14 protein-coding genes are annotated in these 14,979 nt (G+C 49.4%); 9 read left to right on the plus strand and 5 right to left on the minus strand.

Going from position 1 to position 14,979, the window contains the following annotated elements:
- Positions 1-202 precede the first annotated feature (202 nt).
- Together bepA and arsC are read left to right on the plus strand one after the other, a co-directional pair.
- Positions 203-1,666 carry a beta-barrel assembly-enhancing protease gene (bepA, locus tag HUZ68_RS16405; RefSeq protein ID WP_097470065.1) on the plus strand — a complete coding sequence of 488 codons (1,464 nt, stop codon included), beginning with the start codon at positions 203-205 and terminating at the stop codon, positions 1,664-1,666.
- A 20-nt stretch (positions 1,667-1,686) separates the two neighbouring features.
- Positions 1,687-2,046 carry an arsenate reductase (glutaredoxin) gene (gene arsC / locus HUZ68_RS16410; RefSeq protein WP_000166460.1) on the plus strand — a complete coding sequence of 120 codons (360 nt, stop codon included), beginning with the start codon at positions 1,687-1,689 and terminating at the stop codon, positions 2,044-2,046.
- A gap of 137 nt (positions 2,047-2,183) precedes the next feature.
- On the opposite strand, the gene HUZ68_RS16415 is transcribed toward arsC, so the two are convergent.
- The 3 genes from HUZ68_RS16415 to upp all read right to left on the minus strand — a co-directional run bounded on the left by HUZ68_RS16415 (position 2,184) and on the right by upp (position 4,981).
- Complete coding sequence (locus HUZ68_RS16415; protein ID WP_001307333.1) at positions 2,184-2,885, minus strand: DnaA inactivator Hda; 702 nt, start codon at positions 2,883-2,885, stop codon at positions 2,184-2,186.
- Between the two features lie 94 nt (positions 2,886-2,979).
- Positions 2,980-4,269 carry a uracil permease gene (uraA, locus tag HUZ68_RS16420; protein WP_000198328.1) on the minus strand — a complete coding sequence of 430 codons (1,290 nt, stop codon included), beginning with the start codon at positions 4,267-4,269 and terminating at the stop codon, positions 2,980-2,982.
- A gap of 85 nt (positions 4,270-4,354) precedes the next feature.
- Positions 4,355-4,981 (minus strand): uracil phosphoribosyltransferase, encoded by a 627-nt coding sequence (upp, locus tag HUZ68_RS16425; protein WP_001295473.1) that lies wholly within the window; start codon positions 4,979-4,981, stop codon positions 4,355-4,357.
- 324 nt (positions 4,982-5,305) lie between these two features.
- Here upp and purM point away from each other — a divergent pair, with 324 nt between their 5' ends.
- The 4 genes from purM (at position 5,306) to ppx (ending at position 10,765) form a co-directional block, all read left to right on the plus strand.
- Complete coding sequence (gene purM / locus HUZ68_RS16430; RefSeq protein WP_001295474.1) at positions 5,306-6,343, plus strand: phosphoribosylformylglycinamidine cyclo-ligase; 1,038 nt, start codon at positions 5,306-5,308, stop codon at positions 6,341-6,343.
- Entirely contained in the window at positions 6,343-6,981 is a 639-nt protein-coding gene (purN, locus tag HUZ68_RS16435; protein ID WP_001028626.1) for a phosphoribosylglycinamide formyltransferase, read from the plus strand. The genes purM and purN overlap by 1 nt, the downstream gene beginning before the upstream one ends.
- Positions 6,982-7,152: 171 nt before the next feature.
- Positions 7,153-9,219 (plus strand): polyphosphate kinase 1, encoded by a 2,067-nt coding sequence (ppk1, locus tag HUZ68_RS16440; protein ID WP_000529576.1) that lies wholly within the window; start codon positions 7,153-7,155, stop codon positions 9,217-9,219.
- Between the two features lie 4 nt (positions 9,220-9,223).
- On the plus strand, positions 9,224-10,765 hold the full coding sequence (gene ppx, locus HUZ68_RS16445) for an exopolyphosphatase (RefSeq protein ID WP_001121351.1): 1,542 nt from the start codon (positions 9,224-9,226) through the stop codon (positions 10,763-10,765).
- 38 nt (positions 10,766-10,803) lie between these two features.
- Here the strand turns inward: ppx and pdeF are convergent, their stop codons facing one another.
- On the minus strand, positions 10,804-13,047 hold the full coding sequence (gene pdeF / locus HUZ68_RS16450; protein WP_072686104.1) for a cyclic-guanylate-specific phosphodiesterase PdeF: 2,244 nt from the start codon (positions 13,045-13,047) through the stop codon (positions 10,804-10,806).
- Positions 13,048-13,228: 181 nt separating this feature from the next.
- A complete protein-coding gene (locus HUZ68_RS16455; protein ID WP_000017552.1) occupies positions 13,229-13,381 on the minus strand; it encodes a hypothetical protein in 153 nt (50 codons plus the stop codon).
- Positions 13,382-13,398: 17 nt separating this feature from the next.
- Between HUZ68_RS16455 and HUZ68_RS16460 the strand changes: the two genes are divergently transcribed.
- From HUZ68_RS16460 to HUZ68_RS16470, 3 genes are all read left to right on the plus strand, one after another.
- A complete protein-coding gene (locus tag HUZ68_RS16460) occupies positions 13,399-13,590 on the plus strand; it encodes a YfgG family protein (RefSeq protein ID WP_000076001.1) in 192 nt (63 codons plus the stop codon).
- Positions 13,591-13,900: 310 nt separating this feature from the next.
- Positions 13,901-14,419 (plus strand): outer membrane lipoprotein, encoded by a 519-nt coding sequence (locus HUZ68_RS16465; protein ID WP_001295476.1) that lies wholly within the window; start codon positions 13,901-13,903, stop codon positions 14,417-14,419.
- A 15-nt stretch (positions 14,420-14,434) separates the two neighbouring features.
- Positions 14,435-14,974, plus strand: coding sequence for a DUF5384 family protein (locus HUZ68_RS16470; RefSeq protein WP_000755178.1), 540 nt, complete (start codon positions 14,435-14,437; stop codon positions 14,972-14,974).
- The last annotated feature ends 5 nt before the right edge of the window (positions 14,975-14,979 follow it).

The raw sequence follows: 14,979 nt of genomic DNA on the forward strand, positions 1-14,979 counted from the left end.
CCTGAACCTCAAGAGCGGGATTGCGATCCGCAATTGTATCGAAATGTCACAAAAAAGACTTCGCTTTTTATGACGGATTCAGGAAACTGAAAAGTCATTTGAGTGGGCTAATCTTCGCCGTTACACTCAAAGGCGGCGCGGTGGGAACGATATTTCACAGTATCGGTCAAATGACTATCTCCAGAAATACAGGATAGAGGTTATGTTCAGGCAGTTGAAAAAAAACCTGGTTGCAACCCTCATTGCTGCTATGACCATTGGTCAGGTAGCCCCGGCGTTTGCCGACAGCGCAGACACCTTGCCGGATATGGGAACCTCCGCAGGAAGCACGCTTTCCATTGGTCAGGAAATGCAGATGGGCGACTATTATGTCCGCCAGCTACGCGGCAGCGCGCCGTTAATTAATGACCCGCTGTTAACGCAATATATTAATTCGCTGGGGATGCGTCTGGTTTCGCATGCCAATTCGGTTAAGACACCGTTTCATTTTTTTCTGATCAACAACGACGAAATTAACGCCTTTGCTTTCTTTGGCGGCAACGTGGTGCTGCACTCTGCCCTGTTCCGTTATTCCGATAACGAAAGTCAACTGGCTTCAGTTATGGCGCACGAAATCTCCCACGTCACCCAACGTCACCTGGCGCGAGCGATGGAAGATCAGCAGCGCAGCGCGCCGCTGACCTGGGTCGGCGCGTTAGGTTCTATTTTACTGGCGATGGCCAGTCCGCAGGCGGGGATGGCGGCGCTGACCGGTACACTGGCGGGAACGCGTCAGGGGATGATCAGTTTCACCCAGCAAAATGAACAGGAAGCGGACCGCATTGGTATTCAGGTGCTGCAACGCTCGGGATTCGATCCGCAGGCGATGCCAACCTTCCTCGAAAAATTACTCGATCAGGCGCGTTACTCCTCGCGCCCGCCGGAAATTTTATTGACTCACCCGTTGCCGGAAAGTCGTCTGGCAGATGCCCGCAACCGTGCTAATCAGATGCGCCCGATGGTGGTGCAGTCGTCGGAAGATTTCTATCTGGCGAAAGCGCGCACACTGGGGATGTATAATTCCGGACGTAACCAGCTCACCAGTGATTTGCTGGATGAATGGGCGAAAGGAAACGTTCGTCAGCAACGAGCAGCACAATATGGTCGTGCTTTACAGGCAATGGAAGCCAATAAATACGACGAGGCGCGTAAAACGCTGCAACCGTTACTGGCGGCAGAACCTGGCAACGCATGGTATCTCGATCTGGCTACTGATATCGATCTTGGGCAAAACAAAGCCAATGAGGCGATCAATCGTCTGAAAAATGCCCGCGATTTACGCACCAATCCTGTGTTGCAGCTCAACCTGGCGAACGCTTATCTGCAAGGCGGTCAACCACAAGAAGCGGCCAATATTCTGAATCGCTACACCTTTAATAATAAAGATGACAGCAACGGCTGGGATTTGCTGGCACAGGCGGAAGCCGCGCTAAATAACCGCGATCAGGAGCTGGCTGCGCGAGCAGAAGCTTATGCGCTCGCCGGACGACTCGATCAGGCCATTTCGCTGTTGAGTAGCGCCAGTTCGCAGGTGAAATTAGGCAGCCTGCAACAAGCGCGTTACGATGCGCGCATCGACCAGTTGCGCCAGCTGCAGGAACGCTTTAAGCCTTATACCAAGATGTAATTCGCATTAAAGGAAGAACAATGACCAAACAGGTAAAAATCTACCATAACCCACGCTGTTCAAAGAGCCGGGAAACGCTGAACCTGCTGAAAGAAAACGGCGTGGAGCCAGAAGTGGTGCTCTACCTTGAGACACCCGCCGATGCGGCAACGCTGCGCGATTTGCTGAAAATGCTGGGGATGAATAGCGCCCGTGAATTGATGCGCCAGAAAGAGGAGCTTTATAAAGAACTGAACCTGGCTGACAGTTCGCTTAGCGAAGAGGCGCTGATTCAGGCAATGGTGGATAATCCGAAGCTGATGGAGCGCCCGATTGTGGTCGCGAATGGCAAAGCGCGAATTGGTCGTCCACCGGAGCAGGTACTGGAAATCGTGGGTTAAGATGTGCTCCATCGCTAGTTGAAGCACATTGCCGGATGCGACGCTTGCCACGTCTTATCCGGCCTACGAATACTATGGATTAACTTCGCGTAGTTCGGATAAGGCGTTCGCGCCGCATCCGACAATAAACACCTTATCTACAACTTCAGAATTTCTTTCACAAACGGAATGGTCAGCTTACGTTGCGCGGTAATCGACGCACGATCCAACTGATCCAACGTCATAAATAGCGTGCGCATTTCTCTGTCGAGCCGCTTCAGCAAGAAACGCCCCACATCTTCCGGCAGTTCAAAACCACGCAAACGCGCGCGTAACTGTAGCGCCTGCAACTTATCTTCATCAGAAAGTGGCTGCAATTTGTAGATCTGCCCCCAGTCGAGTCGCGACGCGAGATCCGGTAATCCCAGATTCAACTGCCGCGGTGGACGATCGCCGGTGATCAACAACCGTGTTTTGCCCGATTCCAGAATTCGATTGTAGAGATCGAAAATCGCCATCTCCCACAACTCATCGCCTGCAATACACTCAATGTTGTCGATACAGACCAGCGACAAATGCTCCATACCGTCGAGCACTTCCGGAACAAACCAGGTGCGTTTATCCAGCGGGACATAGCCCACCGCATCGCCACGCTGCGACAATTCCGCGCAAGCCGCGTGCAGCAGATGGCTGCGCCCCGCGCCTTCGCGTGCCCAGAGATAGATGTAACCGCTATGTTCCTGACGCAGCACGTTTTGCAGCGCGGCCAGTAAAGAGGAGTTATCCCCCGGCCAGAAACTTGCAAAGGTTTCGTCGTCAGGAAGATAAAGTGGCAAAGAGAGCTGTGCCGGTGTGTTCAGAGATACCTCAACCAGGATTTCACAAAATCGCGAGAAGTTTACCACAGAATCCCATGATGTTTGAACCGGGCAGCAACACTGCCCGGTCGGTACATTATTTGTCTGTTATATCCGCGTCTTCTGCGTCCAGCACCACTTCTTCAGGGCGCAGCACACTAATCAGTTTGAAAATCAAACTTAAGCCGATACCGACGATGGTCGCCAGCGCCATACCTTTCAGTTCCGCCGCGCCAATGTTTACCTTCGCGCCACTGACGCCGATGATCAAAATCACGGAAGTCAGGATCAGGTTCTGTGCTTTGTTGTAATCCACTTTCGATTCGATCAACACACGAATACCGGAAGCACCGATGACACCGTAAAGCAGCAGCGAAACACCACCCATCACCGGCAATGGGATCATCTGGATAGCAGCAGCCAGTTTACCGACGCAGGAAAGCAGGATAGCGAAAATCGCCGCCCCGCCGATAACCCAGGTACTGTAAACACGGGTGATCGCCATCACGCCAATGTTTTCCCCGTAGGTGGTGTTTGGCGTGGAGCCAAAGAAGCCGGAAATCACGGTCGACAAGCCGTTAGCAAACATCGAACGGTGCAGACCTGGATCGCGCAGCAGATCTTTTTTGACGATATTAGCCGTTACTACCAGGTGCCCTACGTGTTCGGCAATAACCACTAACGCCGCTGGCAGAATAGTCAGAATGGCAAACCACTCGAAGCGCGGCGTATAGAGGGTTGGCAGCGCAAACCAGTGAGCATTAATAATCGGCGTGGTATCGACAATTCCCATTGCGAAAGAGAGCGCGTACCCCACCAGCACGCCAATTAAAATCGGGATAATTGCCAGGAAACCACGGAACAGCACGGAACCTAAAACCGTGACCGCCAAGGTGGTAATAGAGATGATGATGGTTTTGGAGTCTGGCGTTTGCCCTTCAGCCGGGAGTAAACCCGCCATACCGGCAGCTACGCCCGCCAGCTCCAGACCGATGACGGCAACGATTGCGCCCATTGCCGCAGGTGGAAACAGCACGTCCAGCCAGCCGGTCCCCGCTTTCTTCACGATAAAAGAAACCAGGCAGAACAGCACGCCGCACATAATAAAGCCGCCCAGCGCGACTTCATACCCTAACGGCAACAGTAACAATACCGGTGAAATAAAGGCAAAGCTGGAACCAAGATAAGCCGGAATTTTCCCTTTACAGATGAAGAGATACAGCAGCGTTCCAATACCGTTAAATAACAGTACAGTCGCCGGGTTAATATGAAATAAGACGGGCACCAGGACGGTTGCACCAAACATGGCGAACAAATGTTGCAAACTAAGCGGGATTGTCTGTAAAAGTGGCGGTCTTTCACTCACCCCGATAGCACGGCGCGTCATAGTATTATCCTCTGTATTATGTGTTATAGGCGCTTTACTCAAAAAAAAGCCGACTCTTAAAGTCGGCTTTAATTATTTTTATTCTTTATTTCGTACCAAAGATTTTGTCACCGGCATCGCCGAGGCCCGGAATAATGTATCCGTGCTCGTTCAGTCCCTGGTCAATCGATGCAGTATACAGTTCGACGTCCGGATGCGCTTTTTCCAGCGCAGCGATACCTTCTGGTGCAGCTACCAGCACCAGAACTTTGATGCTGCTGCAGCCCGCTTTTTTCAGCAGGTCGATGGTCGCGATAACGGAACCACCGGTTGCCAGCATTGGGTCAACGATCAGCGCCATACGCTCATCGATGTTAGAAACCAGTTTCTGGAAGTACGGTACCGGCTCCAGCGTTTCTTCATTACGGTACATACCGACAACGCTGATGCGCGCGCTCGGAACGTTTTCCAGCACACCGTCCATCATCCCCAGACCCGCACGCAGAATTGGCACAACGGTAATTTTCTTACCTTTGATCTGGTCGATTTCTACCGGGCCGTTCCAGCCTTCGATAGTTACTTTTTCCGTTTCGAGGTCGGCGGTCGCTTCGTAAGTCAGCAGGCTACCCACTTCGGAAGCGAGTTCGCGAAAGCGCTTGGTGCTGATATCTTGCTCACGCATCAGTCCCAGCTTGTGTTTGACGAGTGGGTGTTTGACTTCCACGATCTTCATACTCTTTCTCCTTTGAGGGGCAGCCACAAAAAAAATCGACGGATTATACCTCCTTTCTTCAAGGCGGCAATATTATTTTCGTTGACTTTAGTCAAAATGATAACGGTTTGAGATAAAGTTATTTTATATTCAAATGGTTATGAAAGAAGATTATTCCATCCGAAAACTAACCTTTGCCCTGGCACAAGTCTTCTTTCGCCGCGCGCCTGGGGAAAAGACGTGCAAAAAGGTTGTGTAAAGCAGTCTCGCAAACGTTTGCTTTCCCTGTTAGAATTGCGCCGAATTTTATTTTTCTACCGCAAGTAACGCGTGGGGACCCAAGCAGTGACCGATAAAACCTCTCTTAGCTACAAAGATGCCGGTGTTGATATTGACGCGGGTAATGCTCTGGTTGGAAGAATCAAAGGCGTAGTGAAGAAAACGCGTCGTCCGGAAGTGATGGGCGGTCTGGGCGGCTTCGGTGCGCTGTGTGCATTGCCGCAAAAATATCGTGAACCCGTGCTGGTTTCCGGCACTGACGGCGTAGGTACCAAGCTGCGTCTGGCAATGGACTTAAAACGTCACGACACCATTGGTATTGATCTGGTCGCCATGTGCGTTAATGACCTGGTGGTGCAAGGTGCAGAACCGCTGTTTTTCCTCGACTATTACGCAACCGGAAAACTGGATGTTGATACCGCTTCAGCGGTGATCAGCGGCATTGCGGAAGGTTGTCTGCAATCGGGCTGTTCACTGGTGGGTGGCGAAACGGCAGAAATGCCGGGGATGTATCACGGTGAGGATTACGATGTCGCGGGTTTCTGCGTGGGCGTGGTAGAAAAATCAGAAATCATCGACGGCTCTAAAGTCAGCGACGGCGATGTGCTGATTGCACTCGGTTCCAGCGGTCCGCACTCGAACGGTTATTCGCTGGTGCGCAAAATTCTTGAAGTCAGCGGTTGTGATCCGCAAACCACCGAACTTGATGGTAAGCCATTAGCCGATCATCTGCTGGCACCGACCCGCATTTACGTGAAGTCAGTGCTGGAGTTGATTGAAAAGGTCGATGTGCATGCCATTGCGCACCTGACCGGCGGCGGCTTCTGGGAAAACATTCCGCGCGTATTGCCAGATAATACCCAGGCAGTGATTGATGAATCTTCCTGGCAGTGGCCGGAAGTGTTCAACTGGCTGCAAACGGCAGGTAACGTTGAACGCCATGAAATGTATCGCACCTTCAACTGCGGCGTCGGGATGATTATCGCCCTGCCTGCTCCGGAAGTGGACAAAGCCCTCGCCCTGCTCAATGCCAACGGTGAAAACGCGTGGAAAATCGGTATCATCAAAGCCTCTGATTCCGAACAACGCGTGGTTATCGAATAATGAATATTGTGGTGCTTATTTCCGGCAACGGAAGTAATTTGCAGGCAATTATTGACGCCTGTAAAACCAACAAAATTAAAGGCACCGTACGGGCAGTTTTCAGCAATAAGGCCGACGCGTTCGGCCTTGAACGCGCCCGCCAGGCGGGTATTGCAACGCATACGCTCATCACCAGCGCGTTTGACAGTCGTGAAGCCTATGACCGGGAGTTGATTCATGAAATCGACATGTACGCACCCGATGTGGTCGTGCTGGCTGGTTTTATGCGCATTCTCAGCCCGGCGTTTGTCTCCCACTATGCCGGGCGTTTGCTGAACATTCACCCTTCTCTGCTGCCGAAATATCCCGGATTACACACCCATCGTCAGGCGCTGGAAAATGGCGATGAAGAGCACGGTACATCGGTGCATTTCGTCACCGATGAACTGGATGGTGGCCCGGTTATTTTACAGGCGAAAGTCCCGGTATTTGCTGGTGATACGGAAGATGATATCACCGCCCGCGTGCAAACCCAGGAACACGCTATTTATCCGCTGGTGATTAGCTGGTTTGCCGATGGTCGTCTGAAAATGCACGAAAACGCCGCGTGGCTGGATGGTCAACGTCTGCCGCCGCAGGGCTACGCTGCCGACGAGTAATGCCCCCGTAGTTAAAGCGCCAGCTCTGCCGCTGGCGTTTTTCAATTCACCTGTAAATCGCAAGCTCCAGCAGTTTTTTTCTCCCTTTTCTGGCATAGTTGGACATCTGCCAATATTGCTCGCCATAATATCCAGGCAGTGTCCCGTGAATAAAACGGAGTAAAAGTGGTAATGGGTCAGGAAAAGCTATACATCGAAAAAGAGCTCAGTTGGTTATCGTTCAATGAACGCGTGCTTCAGGAAGCGGCGGACAAATCTAACCCGCTGATTGAAAGGATGCGTTTCCTGGGGATCTATTCCAATAACCTTGATGAGTTCTATAAAGTCCGCTTCGCTGAACTGAAGCGACGCATCATTATTAGCGAAGAACAAGGCTCCAACTCTCATTCCCGCCATTTACTGGGCAAAATTCAGTCCCGGGTGCTGAAAGCCGATCAGGAATTCGACGGCCTCTACAACGAGCTATTGCTGGAGATGGCGCGCAACCAGATCTTCCTGATTAATGAACGCCAGCTCTCCGTCAATCAACAAAACTGGCTGCGTCATTATTTTAAGCAGTATCTGCGTCAGCACATTACGCCGATTTTAATCAATCCTGACACTGACTTAGTGCAGTTCCTGAAAGATGATTACACCTATCTGGCGGTGGAAATTATCCGTGGCGATACCATCCGTTACGCGCTGCTGGAGATCCCATCAGATAAAGTGCCACGCTTTGTGAATTTACCGCCAGAAGCGCCGCGTCGACGCAAACCGATGATTCTTCTGGATAACATTCTGCGTTACTGCCTCGATGATATTTTCAAAGGCTTCTTTGATTATGACGCGCTGAATGCCTATTCAATGAAGATGACCCGCGATGCCGAATACGATTTAGTGCATGAGATGGAAGCCAGCCTGATGGAGTTGATGTCTTCCAGTCTCAAGCAGCGTTTAACTGCTGAGCCGGTGCGTTTTGTTTATCAGCGCGATATGCCCAATGCACTGGTTGAAGTTTTACGCGAAAAACTAACTATTTCCCGCTACGACTCCATCGTCCCCGGCGGTCGTTATCATAATTTTAAAGACTTTATTAATTTCCCCAATGTCGGCAAAGCCAATCTGGTGAACAAACCACTGCCGCGTTTACGCCATATTTGGTTTGATAAAGCCCAGTTCCGCAATGGTTTTGATGCCATTCGCGAACGCGATGTGTTGCTCTATTATCCTTATCACACCTTTGAGCATGTGCTGGAACTGCTGCGTCAGGCTTCGTTCGACCCGAGCGTACTGGCGATTAAAATTAACATTTACCGCGTGGCGAAAGATTCACGCATCATCGACTCGATGATCCACGCCGCACACAACGGTAAGAAAGTCACCGTGGTGGTTGAGTTACAGGCGCGTTTCGACGAAGAAGCAAACATTCACTGGGCGAAGCGCCTGACCGAAGCAGGCGTGCACGTTATCTTCTCTGCGCCGGGGCTGAAAATTCACGCCAAACTGTTCCTGATTTCACGTAAAGAAAACGGTGAAGTGGTGCGTTACGCACACATCGGGACCGGAAACTTTAACGAAAAAACCGCGCGTCTTTATACTGACTATTCGTTGCTGACCGCCGATGCGCGCATCACTAACGAAGTACGGCGGGTGTTCAACTTTATTGAAAACCCATACCGTCCGGTGACATTTGATTATTTAATGGTGTCACCGCAAAACTCTCGCCGTCTGTTATATGAAATGGTGGACCGCGAGATCGCCAACGCGCAGCAAGGGTTGCCCAGTGGTATCACCCTGAAGCTAAATAACCTTGTCGATAAAGGCCTGGTTGATCGTCTGTATGCGGCCTCCAGCTCCGGCGTACCGGTTAATCTGCTGGTTCGCGGAATGTGTTCGCTGATCCCCAATCTGGAAGGCATTAGCGACAACATTCGTGCCATCAGTATTGTTGACCGTTACCTTGAACATGACCGGGTTTATATTTTTGAAAATGGCGGCGATAAAAAGGTCTACCTTTCTTCTGCCGACTGGATGACGCGCAATATTGATTATCGTATTGAAGTGGCGACGCCGCTGCTCGATCCGCGCCTGAAGCAGCGGGTGCTGGACATCATCGACATATTGTTCAGCGATACGGTCAAAGCACGTTATATCGATAAAGAACTCAGTAATCGCTACGTTCCCCGCGGCAATCGCCGCAAAGTACGGGCGCAGTTGGCGATTTATGACTACATCAAATCACTCGAACAACCTGAATAACCCTATGCCAATACACGATAAATCCCCTCGTCCGCAGGAGTTTGCTGCGGTCGATCTTGGTTCAAACAGTTTTCACATGGTCATAGCCCGTGTGGTAGATGGTGCCATGCAGATTATTGGCCGCCTGAAACAGCGGGTGCATCTGGCGGACGGCCTGGGGCCAGATAATATGTTGAGTGAAGAGGCAATGACGCGCGGTTTGAACTGTCTGTCGCTGTTTGCCGAACGGCTACAAGGGTTTTCTCCTGCCAGCGTCTGTATAGTTGGTACCCATACGCTGCGTCAGGCGCTGAACGCCACTGACTTTCTGAAACGTGCGGAAAAGGTCATTCCCTACCCGATTGAAATTATTTCCGGTAATGAAGAAGCCCGTCTGATTTTTATGGGCGTGGAACATACCCAACCGGAAAAAGGTCGCAAACTGGTTATTGATATTGGCGGCGGTTCTACAGAACTGGTGATTGGTGAAAATTTCGAACCGATTCTCGTTGAAAGCCGCCGGATGGGGTGTGTCAGCTTTGCCCAGCTTTATTTCCCTGGCGGAGTCATCAATAAAGAGAATTTTCAGCGTGCTCGCATGGCGGCAGCACAAAAACTGGAAACTTTAACCTGGCAATTTCGAATTCAAGGCTGGAACGTGGCAATGGGCGCTTCCGGTACCATAAAAGCCGCCCATGAAGTGTTAATGGAATTGGGTGAGAAAGACGGGATAATTACCCCGGAACGTCTGGAAAAACTGGTAAAAGAAGTTTTACGGCACCGTAATTTCGCATCGCTGAGTTTACCAGGTCTTTCCGAAGAGCGGAAAACAGTCTTCGTTCCGGGACTGGCGATTTTATGCGGTGTGTTTGATGCTTTAGCCATCCGTGAACTGCGCCTTTCTGACGGGGCGTTACGCGAAGGCGTACTGTATGAAATGGAAGGACGTTTCCGTCATCAGGATGTGCGTAGTCGCACCGCCAGCAGCCTCGCCAACCAGTATCACATCGACAGCGAACAGGCCCGACGAGTGCTGGATACCACTATGCAAATGTACGAACAGTGGCGGGAACAGCAACCGAAGCTGGCGCATCCGCAACTGGAGGCGCTACTGCGATGGGCCGCCATGCTGCATGAGGTCGGGTTGAATATCAACCACAGCGGTTTGCATCGCCACTCCGCTTATATTCTGCAAAACAGTGACTTGCCGGGTTTTAATCAGGAACAGCAGCTGATGATGGCGACACTGGTGCGCTATCACCGTAAAGCGATTAAACTCGACGATCTGCCGCGCTTTACCTTGTTTAAGAAGAAACAGTTCCTGCCACTGATTCAGCTATTGCGCCTTGGCGTATTACTCAACAATCAACGTCAGGCAACCACCACACCGCCAACATTGACACTGATTACTGATGACAGTCACTGGACACTGCGTTTCCCGCATGACTGGTTTAGTCAGAATGCGCTGGTACTGCTTGATCTGGAAAAGGAGCAAGAATACTGGGAAGGCGTGGCTGGCTGGCGGTTGAAAATTGAAGAAGAAAGTACACCTGAAATCGCCGCTTAATGCTTTGCGGGCCGACGAGAAATGTCGGCCCGCATTATTCAGGCACTTTCGCGAATGGGTTCGATTTCATTCAGCGTATCAATTAACGGTTGCGGCTTACCAATAAGATAACCCTGCATATAATCGATCCCCAAAGAGAGCACCGCCTCGCGGATCTCTTCGTTTTCAACGTACTCTGCCACTACCCGCATTTTCTTCATTCGCGCCAGGTGGCAAATCGATGCCACTATCTGATAATCCAGACTATTTGACACAATATTGCGGATAAAACTGCCGTCAATTTTAAGCAGATCGGCATTCACATTTTTAAGCCGCGCATAGCTGGCGTAGCCGGTGCCGAAATCATCAATCGCAATCTGGCAGCCTAATTCCTGAAGATGCTGCAAGGTGATTTGCGCCTGCTTAACATTGGTCAGAGCATTACTTTCGGTGACTTCAAAAATAAGTTGCCACGCTTCAATCTGATATTTATCCAGCAACTGACTGACTTCAACAGGAAAACGAGCCTGACATACCGAGGTTGGAGACAGATTAATAGCAAAACGGTGAGCGGGCATCTTCGCTCTGTTTTCAGCCATAAATTGCAGCGTATGCTCAATGACCCACATGTCGATACTCGACGATAAACCAAATTCGTGCGCGACCGGCAAGAAGCTATCGGGGCCGATCAGTTCATCATTCTCACCTTTCATGCGCAGAAGAATTTCATGGTAAACATCACCACGCATACCGGTAATCGGCTGGGCCATCAGGAAAAAATGGTTGTGTTCCAGCGCCTGCTGTAGTCGATTCATCATCGCGACTTTATCTTTCAATTCGCGTTGCAAATACATTGCCCCGCGACGCTGCATATTTTCCGGGGCGTTGGTCACGATGGAAAGTTCGGCGACCGTATTTAGCTCTCCCAGCAGCAGGTAGATATGATTCACTGGCGAGCGCACATAGCAGTAACTGACGCCAATCTGCGGTTGCATCGGCATGCCATCCCAAAAGAAACGAAATTGCTTGAGATGGCTATCCAGTGCGGCAATGCGCTCCTGGTGCGATTCTGTATTCAGTCGCAGCGCGAGATCGTTACCCGAAAGCTGATAAACATCTTCACCCGGTTCCAGCAATGGTGACAGCCAGTGAGAAAGTTTTTGCTTGTATTGAATCCGCAGCATGATGCCATAGTTTTTAACCAGCATTTCCATGCCAGGGATGCGTAAATAACAAAGCGCAGACCAGGGGGCATCACGCAACGCGCGATTCAGGGCGCGAACATTTGGCAGATGAACCACCGGGTCCACATACGCAAGCCGTTGAATGCGTCTGACTACCGCTCTCTGACGGGTTGCCAGTACAGCCATATAATTGACAATAAAAGAGAATACCAGATAACTTGAGGAGGTTATGGTCAGCTGCGTGGTATAGCCAGGATAAATGGGAATGTAATTTTGATAGCTGTGGATGCTGATCATCAACACGACCGCCCAGAGCAGTGAAATCAGCTTATAACCATAGCGCATCGCTCCCCACATCATCAGGGGCAGCAATAATGACAAGGTATAATTGGTGCTAAAAATTGTGCTTTTTTCATTTAACGGCATGCATAACAGCAACAGTAAAGCACCTAATGCCAGTAGCCAGAGTGCGAACTCTTTTTTGGTGACTTTGACATCAACCTGCTGTTTTAATTGCGAATAATAACTACGTAAATAAAACGGATTTCGAACTACCCGAATGATGAAGTAGCACAGCGGGACACCAATCAGATTGCCCACCAGTAAGGCCTGATAATTGATTAAGGTCCCGAGGTTAAAAGGCATGACGCCGACCAGATTTTCTCTGCTCGCCAGTAATCCTACAAACGCAGCAAACTGGAAAAGTATCAGAAACAGCGTTGCAGGAAACACAATCTGCCAGAATATACGCTGGGAAATTAAACGGGTATCACCATGTGAAACGTTGTTACGCCGGGGAGTAAAGACCCTGTAACCGCCCCAACAGAGAATGATAATGATAATAAAATTAGCCGTTAATGAGAGCGTTTCGTAAAAACCCAGCTCTGCATATTTGCGGACAAAAATCCCTAAGGCGATCCCTGGCAATGCCGCCCAGCTGAAAAACATCATCATGCTGATCATCAGTGCCAAAGGCAGATAAAAGAGAAAAACCTCACCGGAAGAAATATGCGCGAAAGTATTAATGTGGGCGAAAATGGGCAAGATTAAAGAAGGCAGGAACAGCGGAAGCCCCCACCATTTATCACGTATTTTTATATAAGTTGCATTCAGTTTCATAGATGCTCAGCAGAATCCCCCACATCCTGAAGGAGGTGTATTCAGACAGGCATCCCACCTGACTTCGAATGATGATTATTCATCACTATAGAGAGCATTGATTCTAAGTGTCATATGAAAGTTCCAATTGATATATATCAAACAAAATAACCCTGATTAATGAATTATTACGTTTATCATGTTAATTCATCATTATTACATCATCATTGTAAATAATTAAATTAACTTCCATAACATTAAAATATGTATCCACTGACGCTTTTTTACATAACGAAGAATTGACCATTTTGTCCTGTTGTGCCTTAATGTAAGTACCGTCCACAGCGTGGGACATACTTCAAGGAACCTTTTGTGAGTCAGGCAACCAGTATGCGAAAACGACACCGATTTAACAGTCGCATGACCCGTATCGTACTGCTCATCAGCTTTATCTTCTTCTTTGGCCGTTTTATCTACTCGTCCGTCGGTGCCTGGCAGCACCATCAGAGCAAAAAAGAAGCTCAGCAATCCACACTCTCCGTCGAATCACCGGTACAACGTTAGCGGTTACCTTCTCCACTTTCACAGAACATAACGGCACTTCGCTGTCGGATGCTTTTGCTCTTTGGGATTATCAAAGCGGCAGATATTCTTTCATCTTAAATTTTACGTCTTTGTCCTGACTGATGTTTATCCTGTTTGGCTGCGAAATAAATATAAAATTAATATATATGTTGTAATGATATATTTTTATAAATTATTCCCTGCGTGAATTTTAATAAATTTAATCTATCCCTTTATACGCAATACATTTACTTTCCTCTTTTGATGATCTTAAATGTCTTATTTTTCGTAATGTGTATAACAAGGAATAGTGATGAAATTTAAAAAATGTCTTCTGCCTGTGGCAATGTTAGCGTCATTCACTCTTGCAGGATGCCAGTCAAATGCTGACGATCATGCCGCCGATGTTTATCAAACCGATCAACTGAATACCAAACAAGAAACTAAAACCGTTAATATTATTTCCATTCTTCCCGCAAAAGTTGCCGTAGACAACTCCCAAAATAAACGGAACGCACAAGCCTTCGGCGCGCTTATTGGCGCAGTCGCTGGCGGTGTTATCGGCCACAACGTCGGGTCTGGCAGCAATTCCGGAACGACGGCAGGTGCAGTTGGCGGCGGAGCTGTAGGCGCGGCAGCGGGTTCTATGGTGAATGATAAAACCTTAGTGGAAGGTGTTTCTTTAACCTATAAGGAAGGCACCAAAGTGTATACCTCTACCCAGGTGGGTAAAGAGTGCCAGTTTACGACAGGTTTAGCCGTTGTTATTACCACAACGTATAACGAAACGCGTATTCAGCCAAACACCAAATGTCCTGAAAAGAGCTAGTAATCAGGAGGAGTCATGAAGAAAGTTTTTCTTTGCGCCATCTTGGCCTCCTTAAGCTATCCGGCTATCGCCTCATCATTGCAGGATCAACTCTCTGCTGTCGCAGAAGCGGAACAGCAAGGTAAAAATGAAGAGCAAAGGCAGCATGACGAATGGGTCGCGGAGCGCAACAGGGAAATCCAGCAAGAGAAGCAACGTCGCGCAAATGCCCAGGCTGCCGCTAACAAAAGAGCGGCAACGGCAGCGGCAAATAAGAAAGCTCGTCAGGATAAACTGGACGCCGAAGCCACTGCGGACAAAAAACGCGATCAAAGTTATGAAGATGAGCTACGCAGCTTAGAGATTCAGAAACAAAAACTGGCGCTGGCAAAAGAAGAAGCCCGCGTTAAGCGAGAAAACGAATTTATCGATCAGGAACTGAAGCACAAAGCTGCGCAAACCGATGTGGTGCAATCTGAAGCTGACGCCAACAGAAATATGACTGAAGGCGGTCGCGATCTGATGAAAAGCGTGGGCAAAGCAGAAGAGAACAAATCGGACAGCTGGTTTAATTAATCGAT

The sequence above is a fragment of the Shigella dysenteriae genome (genome assembly GCF_022354085.1).
In the GTDB taxonomy this organism is placed as follows: Bacteria; Pseudomonadota; Gammaproteobacteria; order Enterobacterales; family Enterobacteriaceae; genus Escherichia; species Escherichia coli.

Coding starts and splice junctions, on each gene's coding strand:
- purN (WP_001028626.1), top strand. CDS start 6,343: ATGAATATTGTGGTGCTTATTTCCGGCAACGGAAGTAATTTGCAGGCA.
- ppx (WP_001121351.1), top strand. CDS start 9,224: ATGCCAATACACGATAAATCCCCTCGTCCGCAGGAGTTTGCTGCGGTC.
- HUZ68_RS16455 (WP_000017552.1), bottom strand. CDS start 13,381: ATGTCCCACGCTGTGGACGGTACTTACATTAAGGCACAACAGGACAAA.
- pdeF (WP_072686104.1), bottom strand. CDS start 13,047: ATGAAACTGAATGCAACTTATATAAAAATACGTGATAAATGGTGGGGG.
- upp (WP_001295473.1), bottom strand. CDS start 4,981: ATGAAGATCGTGGAAGTCAAACACCCACTCGTCAAACACAAGCTGGGA.
- bepA (WP_097470065.1), top strand. CDS start 203: ATGTTCAGGCAGTTGAAAAAAAACCTGGTTGCAACCCTCATTGCTGCT.
- arsC (WP_000166460.1), top strand. CDS start 1,687: ATGACCAAACAGGTAAAAATCTACCATAACCCACGCTGTTCAAAGAGC.
- HUZ68_RS16470 (WP_000755178.1), top strand. CDS start 14,435: ATGAAGAAAGTTTTTCTTTGCGCCATCTTGGCCTCCTTAAGCTATCCG.
- ppk1 (WP_000529576.1), top strand. CDS start 7,153: ATGGGTCAGGAAAAGCTATACATCGAAAAAGAGCTCAGTTGGTTATCG.
- uraA (WP_000198328.1), bottom strand. CDS start 4,269: ATGACGCGCCGTGCTATCGGGGTGAGTGAAAGACCGCCACTTTTACAG.